The 16557-nt window shown below is 41.5% G+C and carries 14 protein-coding genes; 5 read left to right on the top strand and 9 right to left on the bottom strand.

Features of this window, described 5'->3' with window-relative positions; translation table 11 throughout:
• Nucleotide 1: 1 nt before the first annotated feature.
• From C0V70_RS08905 to C0V70_RS08890, 4 genes are all read right to left on the bottom strand, one after another.
• Nucleotides 2-1171 carry a hypothetical protein gene (locus tag C0V70_RS08905; RefSeq protein WP_102243513.1) on the bottom strand — a complete coding sequence of 390 codons (1170 nt, stop codon included), beginning with the start codon at nucleotides 1169-1171 and terminating at the stop codon, nucleotides 2-4.
• A 213-nt stretch (nucleotides 1172-1384) separates the two neighbouring features.
• Complete coding sequence (locus C0V70_RS08900) at nucleotides 1385-1873, bottom strand: SRPBCC family protein (protein ID WP_102243512.1); 489 nt, start codon at nucleotides 1871-1873, stop codon at nucleotides 1385-1387.
• On the bottom strand, nucleotides 1873-2400 hold the full coding sequence (locus tag C0V70_RS08895; RefSeq protein WP_102243511.1) for a D-glycero-alpha-D-manno-heptose-1,7-bisphosphate 7-phosphatase: 528 nt from the start codon (nucleotides 2398-2400) through the stop codon (nucleotides 1873-1875). Before C0V70_RS08895 ends, C0V70_RS08900 begins: the two co-directional genes overlap by 1 nt.
• On the bottom strand, nucleotides 2393-3430 hold the full coding sequence (locus tag C0V70_RS08890; RefSeq protein WP_133566740.1) for a hypothetical protein: 1038 nt from the start codon (nucleotides 3428-3430) through the stop codon (nucleotides 2393-2395). The genes C0V70_RS08895 and C0V70_RS08890 overlap by 8 nt, the downstream gene beginning before the upstream one ends.
• Nucleotides 3431-3534: 104 nt before the next feature.
• Here C0V70_RS08890 and C0V70_RS08885 point away from each other — a divergent pair, with 104 nt between their 5' ends.
• From C0V70_RS08885 to pyrF, 3 genes are read left to right on the top strand one after another with little or no spacing between them, the layout of a single operon-like run.
• A complete protein-coding gene (locus C0V70_RS08885) occupies nucleotides 3535-4491 on the top strand; it encodes an aspartate/ornithine carbamoyltransferase family protein (RefSeq protein WP_102243509.1) in 957 nt (318 codons plus the stop codon).
• Nucleotides 4475-8899 (top strand): carbamoyl-phosphate synthase large subunit, encoded by a 4425-nt coding sequence (carB, locus tag C0V70_RS08880; protein ID WP_102243508.1) that lies wholly within the window; start codon nucleotides 4475-4477, stop codon nucleotides 8897-8899. The genes C0V70_RS08885 and carB overlap by 17 nt, the downstream gene beginning before the upstream one ends.
• 8 nt (nucleotides 8900-8907) lie before the next feature.
• On the top strand, nucleotides 8908-9606 hold the full coding sequence (gene pyrF, locus C0V70_RS08875) for an orotidine-5'-phosphate decarboxylase (RefSeq protein ID WP_102243507.1): 699 nt from the start codon (nucleotides 8908-8910) through the stop codon (nucleotides 9604-9606).
• Here the strand turns inward: pyrF and C0V70_RS08870 are convergent.
• Both C0V70_RS08870 and C0V70_RS08865 read right to left on the bottom strand, forming a co-directional pair.
• On the bottom strand, nucleotides 9592-10146 hold the full coding sequence (locus C0V70_RS08870; protein ID WP_102243506.1) for a hypothetical protein: 555 nt from the start codon (nucleotides 10144-10146) through the stop codon (nucleotides 9592-9594). The genes pyrF and C0V70_RS08870 overlap by 15 nt on opposite strands.
• A gap of 25 nt (nucleotides 10147-10171) precedes the next feature.
• The gene (locus C0V70_RS08865) at nucleotides 10172-11470 is read right to left on the bottom strand and encodes an inosine/guanosine kinase (protein ID WP_102243505.1); all 1299 of its coding nucleotides are present in this window, start codon (nucleotides 11468-11470) and stop codon (nucleotides 10172-10174) included.
• A 24-nt stretch (nucleotides 11471-11494) separates the two neighbouring features.
• Here C0V70_RS08865 and C0V70_RS08860 point away from each other — a divergent pair, with 24 nt between their 5' ends.
• Nucleotides 11495-12436, top strand: coding sequence for a hypothetical protein (locus tag C0V70_RS08860; protein WP_133566739.1), 942 nt, complete (start codon nucleotides 11495-11497; stop codon nucleotides 12434-12436).
• A gap of 2 nt (nucleotides 12437-12438) precedes the next feature.
• On the opposite strand, the gene C0V70_RS08855 is transcribed toward C0V70_RS08860, so the two are convergent.
• Nucleotides 12439-13707: a hypothetical protein gene (locus tag C0V70_RS08855; RefSeq protein ID WP_102243503.1), complete on the bottom strand. Its 1269-nt coding sequence runs from the start codon at nucleotides 13705-13707 to the stop codon at nucleotides 12439-12441.
• 128 nt (nucleotides 13708-13835) lie between these two features.
• Here C0V70_RS08855 and C0V70_RS08850 point away from each other — a divergent pair, with 128 nt between their 5' ends.
• A complete protein-coding gene (locus C0V70_RS08850; RefSeq protein ID WP_102243502.1) occupies nucleotides 13836-14516 on the top strand; it encodes a hypothetical protein in 681 nt (226 codons plus the stop codon).
• Nucleotides 14517-14522: 6 nt separating this feature from the next.
• Here C0V70_RS08850 and C0V70_RS08845 read toward each other — a convergent pair whose 3' ends face one another.
• Nucleotides 14523-15446, bottom strand: a complete 924-nt coding sequence (locus C0V70_RS08845; protein WP_102243501.1) for a hypothetical protein — start codon at nucleotides 15444-15446, stop codon at nucleotides 14523-14525.
• Nucleotides 15446-16321, bottom strand: a complete 876-nt coding sequence (locus C0V70_RS08840; protein ID WP_102243500.1) for a hypothetical protein — start codon at nucleotides 16319-16321, stop codon at nucleotides 15446-15448. The genes C0V70_RS08845 and C0V70_RS08840 overlap by 1 nt, the downstream gene beginning before the upstream one ends.
• Nucleotides 16322-16557 lie beyond the last annotated feature (236 nt).

Genomic DNA, 16557 nt, shown 5'->3' with positions numbered 1-16557 from the left:
ATTATTTTAAAAGACCTCTCAGCCTCACCAGTTCATTTTTCTCTGAAGGTGGAATGTCCATCCCTCCTGAGCCCGAAAAGGCGCTTTCAATATTACTTTCGTAAAGGTTGTAGCACTTTCTGGCAAAAGGAGATTTTGAATACAACTTCACACAATCTTTTAAGTACAAATCACTGATAGTGAAAAAATAAGTATTGCTCAGTCTTCTTTCTGCCACTGAAATCCAGTAGAGAATTTCAGGAGTGTTTTTTGTCTTTGGGTGGTCATTCAAGTATTTTGAAAGAACTCCGGAAGCTACCAGCAGCGTGATATCATTTTTTCCTTCTCCGGCCAGCTCTTTAACTTCTTCTAAAGGAGAAAGATAAGTCTTAATGAATTTATCGATACTCTTAACTTCACTAGGCTTAAATGTTTTCCACTCCTCTAGCCCTGCGTCCCATGAAGTCACCATCTCTTTAGCAAGCTTTGGCATCCTTTCATCCGACTTATATTTGCCGGTAAAACTCTTGGCCTTTTCGTAATCAAAAGAAATCTTCGTATACATTGAAATCATTCTTCTTAGAGATGAGTAAAGCTCATGACTTCTGGATTCCTTAAGCGCTCTTTCAGTAGCAAGATTCAGGAATTTTTCTGACTCATTAAAATTTCTAATTAAATAAAGATAGTTCCCGTAGTCGTAATCGCTCTTAAAATCTTCTCTTTTAGACTTATTAATAAGCGCACTAAAAGCATTCTCCTGCCCTTTAGGAGAAAGCTGCGAGTGGCATGAAATGCACAGAGAAGTCAGAGCAGATAGACGTTTTTGAGCAAAAAGAAAGTTGTTGCTATTAACAGAGTTAATCGTATCAGCAAGATGATCATTCATCGTATCTAAACTTGGACGAAAGCCTGGCCTTTGGAAATACTCTACGTGGCGAGCACTTTTAAAAAAGGTTGAAAGATCGCCTAAGTTTTTTAATAATTCTTCTTTGGCCTTAGGGTCTTTTTTCAAGACAAGCAATGACTCTTCATCTGAATAAACGTAAGGGATGACCTTAATAAAAGTCTCATAAACCCCTCCCATCACGGCCTTGGCCTGGATCTTGGTTTCATCTTCTTTTGAGAGTTCAGCTGAGGCCTGGGCAAACGATGTGCTTAAAAACAACAGTGCTAAAATTAAAGTGCCTTTCATGGGTCATTCCTTAGTGTAAGTATAATGGTCCTTAATTTTAAATTAGCTCATATTATCACTAAGAAGACCATGACCTTGGTCACACTTTTTAGAAGACGCAGCGCTCGAGAATGGAAAAAGATTAATACGAAAGAAGAGTGATCAACCAAATCCAGATAGCAAGACCTAAAAGCATATCGATCCAGTATGATTGATGCTCTTTGAAATGATGAATTAAATATGGGCGAGTCTTTGTTCCAAATTTTTATGATGTCTATGAAGCGACATCACCATCTGCGGATAAATCACCCACTTCACCATCAGCTCATTCACCAGACCTTCCTTGTGAAAAATCACCAACGTTCTATCAATATGAACATGGTTTCCATCAGCATGAAAAATCCAGTCTTCTTTAAAACCAGTCAGTGGATTGGCGAGTTTTTCCTTAAACCCATTCATCTTGATATTGCTTAAAGTAAGCGAATACCTTTTTTCTGGCTCTAAAATATCAGTGCGTGATTCGTGAGAGCTATTGTCAGTATTGGTGATCTTATCAATCGTCCCAACTTTGCGGACAGGGTCACTTGATTCAACTTTTTTAATTCCTGGAACCAGGAAATAACCTTGGTATAGAGGCATATTCTCAGGAAGAACGATAAAATCGAAAACTTTCTTCGCTGAAAATGGCAGTGAAAAATGAATATCGATTTTTGTTTCTTTCATTAGAGAACCTTTTTTAATTCTTCGAGAATTTTGGCGTGGTCTTTAAAAACTTTCACGCGCTCTTTAGTGTGAGCGTCTTTTAAGTCGTAATTGCCTTCTACTAATAACGTTGAAGGGCCGACAAATTTCCCATCTGTTTCAAAAACGTCTGAAGGCTTATCGCCGATCATAAAAGATTGAGTGAGATCAATATCGTGTTTATCACGGGCAAGAATCAACATCCCTGGGCGAGGCTTTCTTAATTCACTGTCCATTTCGGCACAATAAAACCAGTCATCAACCTTTAAATTTTTTCCAGCAAGAAAAGCATGCATCTTCTGGTGAAGTGTATGAACGTCTTCGTGCGTGTACATTCCACGGTCAATCCCTGATTGATTGGTCAGGACAATCACTTTGTATCCTCTTTCGTTGGCAAGTTTGATCATCTGGAAAATCTCTTCGATCCAAATGATATCTTCCCATTTATAAACATAACCTTTGTCAATATTGACGATGCCGTCGCGGTCCAGGAAAAGGGCCTTATGCATGGGAGTCCCCTTTCATTTTAATTGAGCAGTTAATTTTATAGGCTGCTGTGGTAAATTTGTTCATAGGTTTAACTCTAATCTGTAAGACGAATTTTTTAAAGGAAATATCAAACGAGGCCACTCCAGGAGAGAGTTCCTTAACGACGATTTCGTTGTGATCACCGCTAAAAAGATCCGAGTGAGTTTTAATGAGAATATCCTTTAATTCTTTATTTTGGTGAAAACAGCTCACCTGAATAATATCTTGGTTTCCAAAACCACAAAGGGCATGAAGGCACAGGTAAAACTTGTGCGGGTCTAATTTGTATAATTCACCCAAGTACTCACGCACCTTAATTCCAACGCGGAAATAATTGGCGTGAACCACTTCGCGCATTTCTGGAGGAAGCTCTCCGGGAAGTTCCGTATGATCATTACTCCAACGCGTATCAAAGCTTCCTTTAAACTCCTGATCAATCATTGAATAGAGCTTGTGGCCCATCATATGGAAAGACTCATCCACTTCTTCGTTGAGCTTTTTTTGAAAAGCGGCGGCGTGATTTCCAAAAAGCGCGAAATACTTTTCAATAAAACTCTTAATCCCAGCACTTTTTGTATTGGTGTAACTGTGATCTTTGGTAAGTTTTAAACTGATAAAGTGCTTTTTAGTTTCGCCAGAAGACAGTTCTTCTAAAGCGACGATATCCGTTTCGTTCCAAAGTTCATTGTCATTAGTCGCCACCATTTTTCCAATGACGGTAAAACTAAACTGGGATTTATTTTTAAAAATCGGGTGATTTTCGATTTCGCTTGCCGCTTTTTCAGCTAAGAGGGGGAGATTCTTTAGGAGTTCCGAGTCAAATTGACGAATCGTCTCTTCGTAAAACTGCAGTCTTCCACGAAAATCACGGGGTAAATTCAGCAAAAACACATCTTCTTTCTTAAAACGGCGAGAAAGTGTTTGTGCGACAAGAAATTCAAACAGATTGCCCTTGCACTCATTAAGAAGTGATTCAATTTGTAATTGATTATTTTGGTCAATCTTTTTCATAATAAAGTTCTTTTCAAACAGATTACTTTTTTTATAGACTATTACAAATCTAAAAATGAGCTCTTTTTTATGCACTAGCATAACAAGACTTAACAAGGAAGAAAATGACTTCATTTCCTTCATTACTTGAAAGCATAGACGATCTAAGTAGGCCCCAGATCGATGTGCTCCTCTCCCGTGCAAAGCACTTTAAAGACCATCCTGAAATTGCCCCTTTTTCCTCGACTCCGAAACCTATCATTGCCACTTCTTTTCTCGAAAATTCAACCAGAACAAAACATTCATTTGCTGTCGCAATCAGAAGACTAGGCGGGCTTTATTTAGATTTCAATGCGGAGACATCGAGCTTAAAAAAAGGTGAAAGCTTAGAAGAAACGTTCCTGACTCTTTTCTATCAAGGTGTGAATCTTTGCGTTTTTCGCACAAGTGTCTCTCACCAGCTTTCAGAGTTCAGACAATCACCTCCTATAAAATTAGTTAACGGTGGAGACGGGATTAACGAACATCCTTCTCAAGCACTTTTAGATCTCTACACTCTGATTCATCTTGCTAATGGTGATTTAAATGGCAAAACCATCTCAATCATCGGAGACAATATTCACTCGCGTGTTGGGCACTCGCTGATTAAACTTCTTCCAAAGTTTGGAATGAAAGTGATTTTGAGCGGTCCAAAAGACTATCTTCCTGATCCAAAAACTCTGCCAGCTCAGGTGGAGATTTCAACTAATAGAAATGAAACTGTTTTAAAAAGTGATTTCATCTATCTATTAAGAATCCAGAAAGAAAGACACGCAGGAGCGGCCAACGCTCACTACGACAATTACCTTGAAAACTATGGAGTAAGCTTAGAGCTTCTCAAGTCACTTAATAAATTAATTCCGGTGTTACACCCGGGCCCGGCCAATATTGGTGTGGAATTAGACCAGGCGCTGATTAAGTCATCGCTCTATAAAGGTTATCTGCAAGTTGAAAATTCAATCCCAATGAGAATGGCCATTATCGAGGCCATGCTCTTAAATAACGATCAGAACGTAGGAATTATTAATGGAGAAAAGTTTTAACAGGAGTCTCAAGCAATCTATCGCCTATCTTCATTTTGAGGACGGCACGACTTTTAAAGGCTACGTCAATCGTAAGAACTCAGACCCGGATCTAGTTAAAGGGATTTGGGGAGAGGCCGCTTTCACTACAGGAATGAGCGGTTATCAAGAAACCATCACCGACCCATCTTTTCTCGGCCAACACATTATCTTCACTAACGCGCACATCGGAAATTACGAACACAATGAAACTGTTATGCAGTCAAAAAAGACTCATGCCACAGTCATCATCGCCAGAAACTTTTCTCATAATCACTTTTTAGAAAATATCGAGGTTCCACTTTTCTCTGGTGTTGATACCAGAAAACTCGTGCGCTACCTGACAAGCGGGAAATCAAAATCCCATAAATCGGTGCTCACTTTCAGTGAAGAAGTTCCAGCGAAATCTGTTTTTGAATCGGCAAGATTAAAAACAGACGACCTTCCACTTGTTTCACAAGCATCGCCAATCGTTCACATCCCGGGAGATAACCCAATCGTGGTGATGAATTACGGGATCAAGCAAGCGATCATTGATCAGTTAATGGCCTTAAAAATGCCACTGGTGAGTCTGCCTCATAATGCGGACCTGGCAACGATAAAAAAATACAACCCTCGACTGATTTTCCTTTCAAACGGTCCGGGGGACCCAAGAAACTTCACCAAAGAAATCGAAGTTGTCCGCGAGATGTTTACTTTAAACATTCCCGTGCGCGCGATCTGTCTTGGGCATCAACTCATTGCCCTTGCTCTGGGAATTAAAATCATTAAGCTTCCTTTCGGCCAGCGTGGGGCCAACCACCCGGTGATTGACCACATTACAAACAAAATTGTGATCACGTCGCAAAACCATGGTTACGCGATTGAAACAGAATCATTTAATAAAATGCGCATGGAAAACCCGCTTAAGCGAGAGCTTTTCATTCAGTACACTTCCCTCTTTGATGACTCAATCGAAGGGATTGCTTCAAGCGATCACTTTGTAAAATCAGTACAGTTTCACCCTGAAGCTAATCCAGGGCCGCACGACGCTCATGAGTTCTTCCACGAAGTGAAAGCTTTCTTAGAAGAAAAAAATCAATACCCGATCGACACAAAAAGACTGCACGCTTTTAATAAGCTTACGAATAGAATCAAAAAGCCAACTCTTTATAAGAGAATTCTTCTTATCGGTTCAGGCCCGATTAAAATCGGCCAGGCCTCTGAGTTTGATTACTCTGGAACTCAGGCCTTAAAGTCGCTTAAAGAAGAAGGTATTGACGTTGTTCTTCTCAACTCAAATCCGGCGACGATCATGACTGACCCGGAAATGTGCGCGCGCACTTATATTGAACCCATCACAAAAGAGACGATCAAAAAAATCATCTTAAAAGAAAAAGTCGATGCGGTTCTCTCGACAATGGGTGGTCAGACAGCGCTTAACCTGTGCGTAGAATTAGAAGAAGAGAACTTTTTAAAAGAACATAACGTAGCCCTGCTTGGTGCTAATGTTGATACAATCAAAAAAACAGAAGACAGAGCACTCTTTGCCCGCGAACTAGATAAGCTGGGCTACCAGACAGGAAAGCGTTTTACGGCGAACTCTGAAGCAGAAGCTCTAGAAATGGCCAAATCGGTGGTACAATTCCCGCTGATTATCAGACGCGACTTCGCTCTTGGTGGAAAAGGTGCGGCCTTGGTTTGGAACACGGATGAACTAAAAGAAGTCTTCACTTCAGATATCAAGTTCCCGGTCACAATGGAGAAATCTCTTGTTGGCCAAAAAGAAATCGAACTGGAAGTGATGGTTGACTGCGAGAGAAACGGAGTCATCATTTGTTCAATTGAAAACGTCGATCCATGTGGAGTTCACACGGGAGACTCAATCACTGTCGCTCCGGCCATGACGATTAGTGATCGTTGTATGCAACAGCTGCGTACCATGACACTGACCATTGCTAAACACATGGGAGTTGTCGCTGGTGGGGCCAACGTTCAGTTTGCCATCAATCCAGACAATGAAGATGATATTGTAGTTATTGAAATGAACCCGCGAGTTTCAAGATCATCGGCCCTTGCTTCAAAAGCAACCGGCTACCCGATTGCAAAAATTTCGGCCCTTCTCTCGATCGGCTACACACTAAAAGAAATCTTAAACGATATCACAAAAGCGTCCCCGGTTGCTTTTGAGCCGACACTGGATTACGTGGCCCTAAAGATTCCTATTTTCCCATTTAGTAAGTTCCCAAGTTCTTCACAAACTCTTGGGCCACAAATGCGCTCAGTGGGAGAAGTTCTTGCTCTTGGTGGAAGTTTCAACGAAGCTTTCATGAAGGCCTTAAGAGCTCTTGAAATGGGACTTGAAGTCCCTTCACTATCTCAACTAAAAACAGTTCCGGTTGAACTTTCTCGCGAGTACATCACTCTAAGATTAAAAACGCCTAGTGAACTCTCTCTTCTAACAGTCCTGGAAGCTCTTCGCATTGGCATGACAAAAGAAGAAATCTTTTCGCTTTCAAAAATCACACCTTGGTTCATTGACCAGATGGCCCTGGTGGTTGAAGCTGAAAAAACATTAAAGCACGACACGGCGAACTCTCATGTTCATAAAGACATCAACATGGAGAGAGAGGAATTCCTAAATCTTAAAAAGATTGGATTCTCAGACAAGCATCTTGCTTTCATGATGAACCGATCGCAAAAAGAGATTTTAGAATACCGTTTTAAACAAAACATCTTCCCGGTTTATAAGGCGGTAGATACATGCTCAGGAGAATTCCTGGCCGAGACTCCTTACTTCTATTCTACTTATGCTGAGGAAAACGAAGCTGAGTCGCTAAGTAAAAAAGGTAAATCGGTAGCTATCCTTGGATCGGGGCCAAATAGAATTGGGCAAGGAATCGAGTTTGATTACTCGTGTGTAAAATCATGTGAGCGCTTAAAAGAAAAAGGCATTCAATCAATCATGATTAACTCAAACCCTGAAACGGTTTCAACCGACTACGATAGCTCTAACAGACTCTACCTTTCTCCTCTATACTCTGAAGACCTCTTTGATATCTTAAAAAACGAAAACCCATTCGGAGTGATCGCATCTTTTTCAGGACAGACGGGAATCCAGTTAAGAGAGCATCTTGAAAAGAGCTTCCGTCAGGATTTCTTCAAAATTAATTTCCTTGGACCGACATGGGAAATTCTGGAGCTGACAGAAGATAGAAAACTTTTTGGTGAAGTGACGAGAAAAACAAAACTTGCGCAAACTCAAAGCCGCGAAGTTTCTGGATACAAAAACCTGGTAAATGCCATGGTAGATATCGGCTTTCCGGTCATCATCCGTCCAAGTTATGTTATCGGTGGTGAATCGATGTACATTTTCTACGGCCACGATGAATTAAACGAGCTGCCAAAAGCTTTTAAAGATCAACTGCAAAGTGCAACCGCTGTTTTCCAGGTAGAAAATTACCTTGAAAATGCGATTGAGTACGATGTGGACTTAGTGCGCGACCAATATGGAAACTTCTGTTTCACCGTGTGCGAGCACATTGAATACGCCGGTGTTCACTCGGGCGATTCGGGAATGATCACTCCTCCAGTTATCCTGACTCAGAAAAACTATGAAGAGTTAAAAACAATTTCATACGCACTTGCGGATGCTTTAAAAATTGTGGGACCAATCAACTTCCAGTTTGCGATTAAAGATGGAAAAATCTACTGTATCGAAGCGAACCCAAGAGGATCGAGAACGCTTCCTTTCTTAAGTAAAGCGTATAATATTTCTCTGCCAAAAATTGCCACAGATGCAATGCTGGGAGAAAAAATTGAAACCATCGAGCAGCCGCTTTCAGGTTTCTTCTCAGTGAAACAATCAACTTTCCCATTCGATCGCTTCGTCCAGGACAATATTCTTCTTGGACCAAAGATGAGATCAACTGGTGAAACGATGGGGATTGACCGCGATAAAGAAACGGCCATTCTGAAATCTTATCAAGGAAATTATCCAAAACTTTCAGAGAAAGGATTAATTCTTATGAGTCTTGCTGACAACAGCAAGGAGTTGATTCTTCCTTACTTAAAGTCTCTGCATAAAATCGGCTACAAGTTTATCGCCACACGCGGGACTTGTGAGTACATCAAAAAACAAGGAATCCCTTGTGAGCTGGTTATGAAGCTTGATGAAAAGGGGCTGACGATTTTAGAAGCGCTTAAAGATGAAAACATGAAAATGGTTTTCAACACTCCTCAAAACCAGGGGCAATCGCAAAACGATGGAGAGCACATCAGAAACTCGGCCATCCAGTACGCGATCCCATGTTTTACTCGCCCGGAAAATATCCGTGCAGTGGCCATGGCCTTAATTGGAACTGATGACTTAGAGGTTAAGCCGCTGGCCCTGCAGGAAATGAATTTTTAGGAGAACGCGTGAGTAAACTGGATAAAATTATTGTGGCCCTGGATCAGATGTCATTAGATGAGATCGACCAGTTTTTAAGACAAAAAGAAAACGACCTGCCCTTTGTTAAAATTGGACTGGAACTTTTTGTCAAATACGGCCCGGACTTAGTTCACAAGATCAGCCTTGAATATAAAAAGAAAATCTTTTTAGATTTAAAGCTGCATGATATTCCAGTGACTGTGGCCAAGGCGATTTCATCACTAAAAAACCTGCCAATTGATTTTCTCACTGTTCACTTAAGTGGTGGTGAAGCAATGTTAAAGGCAGCGATGGCCGAAGCCCGTATGAGCATTCCTCAATGCAAAGTCCTAGGCGTGAGTTTTTTAACCAGCCTCGAAGCAAAAGATTTAAACGACCTCTTCGGCATCACCAATACCGAAGAGGCCTTCTTAAGACTTTTTAAAACGGCTTCTGATTCCGGGATTGATGGGATTGTCTCAAGCCCTCATGAAGTGGGACTCCTTAAAAAACATTACCCTCACCTCTTATCAGTGACTCCTGGAATTCGTTTCCGCGATGAAATTGAAGGTGCACAGGTGCAGGATCAAAAACGTGTCATGGACCCCAAAGAAGCCTTTAATGCGGGATCTGATTACCTGGTGATGGGGCGATCGCTCACTAAGACTCAAAACCTCAGTGAGCGTCTGCGATTACTTAAGGAATAGGTTTTTACTTTTTAAGCGAGCTCTTAACTCACTTGCCGAGTTTGCCTTGAAACATTCGTAGTCTGAGTATTTCATCGGCACGTGGAAAGTCTTTCCATCAACGTCTAGTGCCAGTGATGACTTCACGTAAGCGTACTCTCCGGCAAAACTTTTTTCTACACTTTCAGATGTGTGAACGGCCCATAGGCTCACCTGGTGGCCACCCATTTCAACTGCTGGCTGAGTTCCAAAACAGTTAATCAGCATTCCATCTAATTGCTCACAAGCTTTCGCTGGCATTTTGAAATCGAGTACACTTCCCAGGTCATAAAGAGCATTGGCAGCTTCTTGAATGTTTGGAAGGTCGTTAGGAGTGATGATGTTGCCCCAGATCGGCATGTACTTTGGTCCGTTGTGGTGAATCAGGCGGATAATTGTTTCATCCCCTTCTGTCATCGCGACAAAACTTGTCGTAGGAATTTCTGTCACGCAGGCCATGTTGATGCCGGCAAAAACATTGCCGCTTACTAAAAGAGAAGCGATGGTTAGAAACTTTTTCATTAAAACATCCTTGTTAACAATAAAATTATAAATCCCAATATGCGTCTTCTAAACTTTCCTCTCTATTTGGCAGACCTTTGATGAGTCTTGGTGAATTCTGCTTTAGTACTTCAAAACTTGCGCGGTTGCAGTACTTACTCACCTGGTGGATTGATGAATACGTCAAGTAGCGCGTGTTGTGCTTAGGAGAATTCGGGGTCACCTGACGGTGGTATGTGTTGGAAGCAATATCATGAAGAACTGCTGAAAGGGCCGCATCTCCGGCGCCGTTAGTGTTCTTAATCACCCCAGGGCCACCCATATATGGATTGATGTGAGTGTAAATTTTAAACGGATGCTTGCAGTCTTTCTTTAAAATCGCACGCGAGTACTCATACTTGTTGTACTCTCCGATCGATTTTGAATGGATCATGTCTTTTGTTTCACGCTTATATTCTTCATCGGCATAAGCTGCGATATAAAGCCCTCTTGGGCCTACTGTTAAAAGCACCATATCGGTGTAATCCAGGACTTTTTCACAGGCAAGAAGCGGGTCATTTTCATTGACCAAAGCATGGGCCTCTTCTTCGTTCATTGCACAGACAGAAACATACTCTCTGATAAAATTTAAGAAGAACTCTCTTTTGGCCGCAATGAGAGAGCTGGTTCCAAGAGATAAAATAACCGGCACATTGCTTTCTTTGGCATACTGACAGGCCTTTAGATTGGCCTGGAACATTGATGAGTTTTCATCGCGAAGTGAGTAGGCCGACACTAAAAGGGCCGCAGCCCCCTTGACCACTTCCTCCGGAACATAATCAGGCGAGAGTTCATTCATGATTCCCTTGCCGATTAAAAATGATCTTTCATGATCAGGTGTCAAAAGACAAAGCGCTCTGCCCATTGGCCCGTCAACTGGTTTCAAATAAGAGAAATCGACAAACGAGTTCGTCGTACAAATGTATTTAAAAGCGTAGTCACCTACAGAAATATTTTTTGAAATCGCTCCCAGGGCCACTGAGCGCGAATCAGAAAGGACACTGTAGTTGTGAAGAGTGTTTCCAATTGCTCCTCCGGCGTACTCACCGACGATGCATTTGTTGGCCTTTAATTCTCGATAAATTTCTTCAACTATTTTATCATCAAAAACAACTGACTCACCTTTTTGAATCTTGTATTTCTCCAAAAACTCAAAGCTAACGTTGGCCTCGATATCAACGATTAATTGGTCGATGCCCACAACGTACACTGAACTTCTCTCAGAGAAATCCGGATCAAAAGGAATACGTCCTGATTCATTGACTGGAAAGTAATGCTTCGTCTTTCTTTTGCCTGGAAATTTCAAAGGATTCCCCTTATAATTTATTTAATGCTAAATTTTAAAATTTATCCTGTTATTTTAGGACTTCTTTTGTCGTTCGTCACTATGGCAGCCGACAATTCTGTTATCAATGACCACGGCACAGTCGTCCTGACTGGCTCGACCCATAAGGCCCGTGTTATCAACAGTAAAGCTATTGTCTACGCCGATGAAAATATGCTGACACCCCTTGGGTATATTGCCAATGGGAAAGCGATCATTGTTGGAAATCCAAGACGCATGAACCGCGACCTCGTACCATTAGTGGTTTACGGAAGGATTGCTTACATTGAAACTAAAGACATCCGCTTTGAAGACGGCACCGAAGAGGAATACAATACCAAGCGCGGGGCACCAAGAGAGCACGATGTAGATATCACTATCCAAAAACCAGAAGAGCGCCTTTCTGAAAATAACTCTTTTTACTTTAGCCTTCACCGCTACGGCGCTGGAGATGAGATTAAGCAGCTCTTTCTCACAAACGACAATACTGAAAAAGATGTCATGACTGGGTTTAACCTCCAGTTCATCCACCGCCAGACGACTTCAAATTTCTTCTGGGGTGCTGCCGCTGATTACAGTGCCGTTTCAACAGGCAATATGAAATTTGGTTACTGGCTTTTTTCGCCAACAGTTGGCTACAGCATTTTTAAAAATCCACTTTTCTCTGTTGATATCTACGGCTCACTCGATCTTGGCGTGAATTTGGAATACAATATCGAGAGCAACTTCGAAGAAGAGCCGGCCGGATGGATTTGGGGAGTTCAAGGTAATGCGCGTGTTGTGTTTTTCCCGACGTCCAAATACCACGCCTTTGCAGGAATGGGTCTTCGAAAATACAGCGTCACTGACCTGGCCACGGTTAAAGACCTCAACGGTAATGCCATTCCAGGTGTCAAAGACATCACTGGCGTGAGTCTTTTTATCGGTGCAGGGCTCGAATTTAGATAGAACTATTCAATCGAGAGCACTTTATCACTGTCATCTGAATTGACCTTATTGTCTTTGGCCTTCTGAAGATTGAACTGAATTTTTTCTTCAGGAGTGCTGAATTGCCCTTCAAACTTTGGTTTGCCATCAACTGATTCCTGATTCACTTCTTTGTCGAGCTCTTCACTCATCTTGCGTTTTAAGGCCTCTGTCGCCGTCTCATTTAAATAACCACTGGCCGATGAAAGCGTTGACCCGAATTTGCGGTAAGCAAACTCATAAAAAGGTTTTAAGTACTTCAGGTTAAGTTTTCCGCGCTCAAGAAATAAAATAATAACACGAACGAAATCGCGGTTATTCAAATCGTGCGACCATGCCGAATAAAGATAAATCATCCCTTGCTGGTCCAGGCGCTGATTGTAAGAGATCTGCTTATAACGGGCATAGATCGGAATGGCCGAATCAGTGCTTGTGGCCTTGTATTTAATTTCGCGGATAAACTTAGTCCTGAAATTCATCGCGGCCAGTTCATTGGTCTTTGTTTTGATAAGAATGGGATAGATCAATCCTTTTTCAATAATAAATAAGCGCTCGACCTTCATCTTGTCGCTATCGCTTGGAAGCTCTACGATCCCCATATTTTGTTCAGGATAAAAAGAAAACTTTGTCGTCTCTTCTGGCAAAACAAAATGGCGGTTGTAGAGAATATAGAGATTGTAGACCAGCTCGTAATAGCTCACGTCTTGCAAAGTCACTAATGATTCAAAAAAACTTTTCCCATCGTTGGATGGAAGCGAAAGTTGTTTTTTAAAAATATCGGCCCAAACATCATCACTGCTTTTGCGATTGATGTAATTTTTAAAAATTGGCAGGATAAAAATCTTCTGGTCACCAGAAGTTGTTTCAAACTTATAAGGCCTCTCTATCATAAAACTAAAAAACTCTGAGTTCTTAGAGTTTTGAAAACTCGCTCCAAGTCTCGGTCCAGCGGCCTCAATACGAATAATAGGAATTAGAGAAAAGAGCGAATGGTTAATCGGTATCGGCATTTCAAAATGCCCAAAATGAACACTCTGATACAGTCTTTCATCATCCATTCTCTCTGGGACTTTAACGTCGATTGTTTCACCATCATAAAACACAGCTTTGGTTGGCTTCATTTGTAAAAACTGCGTGTTCACCCCTTCCGTCAACGTCAGAGTATAGATGTGGTATGGGGCAATCGCCACCAGGACGCCGGCACCACCCAAAAGGGCCAGTGTTATGATCAGGTAAATAATCTTTTTTAACATAACCCCTTATCGACTCGTTAAGGCATTAAGATTAGGGGCCCCCTCGATTTTGGCTAAACTATTTAAAATAATAGCCGAAGAGTTTAATGAACTAATAGGCCCACGCCTTCTTGGGGTAAGGTAATTTTATGAAAAAACACATTCCAACACTTGTATTGCTAGTCGCGACCACTATTTTTGCAACCTCTTGTGACTCACCTAGGACTGCAAGATCAATCATTTCATCTCAAAGCGGAAACTCGCTAACAGGTAACGGGACAACTACTGGAAGCGGTATTGATCTGGGTGGCACAACAACAGACAATACAACGGGAACAACAACAAACACAAACATTCCTTCAGATGCCTCTCACTGTAAGTTTTCTACTGACGGTGTAAACGGATTTGAATCGACAAGCACGCACCTTGGTTCATACACTCTATGCCAAAGTAGCACTGATAAAAACAGCTTCTACATGCAAGTGAAAACTCCACCAGTCGGAAGTTCTGGGGATGTGAGCATTTGTTTTATCCCACACACAACAAGTGGATCTAACTCGATTTACGTTGGTAACCCAATGTGCGGGACATTCTCTGATCCAAAAACTGTTAAGAAAATCACTTTCGTAAAATACACTCAGTACAGCAGTGCCCTTATTAACTCTGTTATGTTCTTTAAGGACACGAGCTACTACTACTCATCACCATACAACCGTTCGATGATGACTTTAGATGCCTATAAGACTTGTATGAACGCTTTAGCCTACAACAACGCTTACTACTGCCAGGCCTTCAAAACTGTCGGCCAGTACGTTCTAAAATCTTTTTAATCAATTCTAGTTTTGTAGAGGGCCGGTCAATCTTGTACCGGTCCTAAATTCTTGACACATTTCCATATCAATCGTCGGCAGTGCCAGAATCGGATAGACATTTGTCGTGGCATTATCCGAATTTCTCTTCAGGCAAATAATAATGTAGAAAAAGCTCTCATCTGCACGAGTGCCCATCGAAAATGATTTGATGTAATGAAAGAGTTTATCCCCTTCATTGTCGCGGGTTTCGAAAACTTCATCCGGTTGATCCAGAGTTTCCTGAAAACAAGACTCATAGCCTGAAAAGTCTTCAAAAGGGATGTCGTTGTCTTTTCTTTTAATCAGAATATCAGCAAGGACTTTGGATTTTTTGCTTTCTAAAAGCTGCAGGAAGATCATATCTTCGTCAGCATCGGCCTCTTCCATTCCGGCCGCAAATTCTTCTTCTGAAACACTCATCATGCCCGTAGGCACCTCTTCTTCGTTTAAAGAAGAAAACCAATCGCGCACTTCTTCTCCAGTTCTAAATTCGTTAATTAAGGCCTTGGAGCTCGTTCTCGTTGTCAAAAAGACAAAAGACGCTTCCTTACGATAGACACTGGTGACTACAATCACAGAGGAGTGCGAGTAGTGTTTTATAAAATTGTAATAAGTCTCATGTAGTTCATTGCTCTGACGGTAAATCTCATCCGGAGTGGACAAAACTTCTTCCACCATCTCTTGATCGACGATTTGATTGATGGCCTCATCCAAGAGATTGAGTTTTTTTCGAAGAGAACTCTCCATCACTTCATAATATTTAATGAGTGGAAAATAAAAGTCTTCGATACAGTCTTCAGAACAGAAGCCTTTAAGGGAGTATTCATCAACAAAGAGCAGGTCATCGAGATGACCCACTACTTTTTTGCATTCGTTACAGAAATAAAGAGGTTTTTTTAATGTTGTCACTAGATTGTTAAGTTAAGTCCCGCAAAAAGAGAGTTTGAATTTGCCCCGTGAAGGTCAAAAACTTTGGCCGACATCAGGTCAGCTTCGCTTTTTGCTTTTTTCATTCTGAATCTCGCTCCCAGCTCCAGGTTAACGGCCGGTGCAAGTCCCAGATTGACTTTGGGTGATAGGGTTGAAAAACTCACTTTCTCGCCCAGGCGTGCTGCGCGGTTAGTGTCCTTAGCTTTATCGATGGAAAAACTCTCTGCTTCAATTTCAAACTGGATATCATTAGAGACCATCCATCCTCCGCTGATTGTCAGACGGCTGATATTTCCAATTGCACGCTCTTCTGAATTTTTTGGTTTCCCAACCAGAGTTACGTCATAGCCGATCCCCAGGCCGAATGTTCCAAAACGTTTTGTTGTTTCAGCACCAATGATTTTATCCGTGCGCGAACTTCCAAGCTTTGAACTTGAAGAAAGTTTCGCTCCACCATAGATATCGACTCTTGCTTCTTCGCTTGGGTTTCCAAAACGAAGCCAGTTAAATCCTAAAATAAGTTTTGGGTTACCGCTTGATGAACCTTCATCGCCATTAGCGTGCCAGTAAGAAGCATCAAAATAAACATCCACCGGCGTTTGAATGTGAGTGGCGAAGTTCATCACTCCATATTTATTGCCGCCAACTTCAAGGGATTCATAATTTGTTTCAAGCGACATATCCGCTTTCCAGGAAAGACTTCTTCCCGATCCTGAACTTTGTGGTTTTGACATTTTTTGAATTGATCTGCCAGCTGATTTATCAGCGGGCTCGTTTACAGTTTCTGAATAATCCACCAAGGCATGTGCATTTAATGAAATAAGAGCACATGATAAAAGCAGAGATTTTTTCATTCAAACCTTCCTGGTCAATTTTTGCCCAAATCTTATGGGCAAATGGTTACTCCTTAATAGTATACTTAAACTTTTTTTAAATCCATACCCTGAAAATTTATCCGACCATTTCGGGCAAACATTTTAAGTTATGAGAATCCTTCGGGCCGAAAAAATAAGGACAAAGTTACCCTCTCCTAAAAAGTCGGAGGTGCCCATTAAAATAAGAAGTACTTGCTTAGGATGAGCGAGCGACT

The sequence above is a fragment of the Bacteriovorax stolpii genome (assembly GCF_002872415.1).
Taxonomy (GTDB): Bacteria; Bdellovibrionota; Bacteriovoracia; order Bacteriovoracales; family Bacteriovoracaceae; genus Bacteriovorax; species Bacteriovorax stolpii.
The sequence above is the reverse complement of the archived record's forward strand: the minus strand, read 5'-3'. Positions and strand labels throughout refer to the sequence as shown.

Bases quoted from the DNA above. Each gene is read 5' to 3' on its own strand.
- C0V70_RS08905 (WP_102243513.1), bottom strand. From the start codon at position 1,171: ATGAAAGGCACTTTAATTTTAGCACTGTTGTTTTTAAGCACATCGTTT.
- C0V70_RS08900 (WP_102243512.1), bottom strand. From the start codon at position 1,873: ATGAAAGAAACAAAAATCGATATTCATTTTTCACTGCCATTTTCAGCG.
- C0V70_RS08895 (WP_102243511.1), bottom strand. From the start codon at position 2,400: ATGCATAAGGCCCTTTTCCTGGACCGCGACGGCATCGTCAATATTGAC.
- C0V70_RS08890 (WP_133566740.1), bottom strand. From the start codon at position 3,430: ATGAAAAAGATTGACCAAAATAATCAATTACAAATTGAATCACTTCTT.
- C0V70_RS08885 (WP_102243509.1), top strand. From the start codon at position 3,535: ATGACTTCATTTCCTTCATTACTTGAAAGCATAGACGATCTAAGTAGG.
- carB (WP_102243508.1), top strand. From the start codon at position 4,475: ATGGAGAAAAGTTTTAACAGGAGTCTCAAGCAATCTATCGCCTATCTT.
- C0V70_RS08870 (WP_102243506.1), bottom strand. From the start codon at position 10,146: ATGAAAAAGTTTCTAACCATCGCTTCTCTTTTAGTAAGCGGCAATGTT.
- C0V70_RS08860 (WP_133566739.1), top strand. From the start codon at position 11,495: ATGCTAAATTTTAAAATTTATCCTGTTATTTTAGGACTTCTTTTGTCG.
- C0V70_RS08855 (WP_102243503.1), bottom strand. From the start codon at position 13,707: ATGTTAAAAAAGATTATTTACCTGATCATAACACTGGCCCTTTTGGGT.
- C0V70_RS08850 (WP_102243502.1), top strand. From the start codon at position 13,836: ATGAAAAAACACATTCCAACACTTGTATTGCTAGTCGCGACCACTATT.
- C0V70_RS08840 (WP_102243500.1), bottom strand. From the start codon at position 16,321: ATGAAAAAATCTCTGCTTTTATCATGTGCTCTTATTTCATTAAATGCA.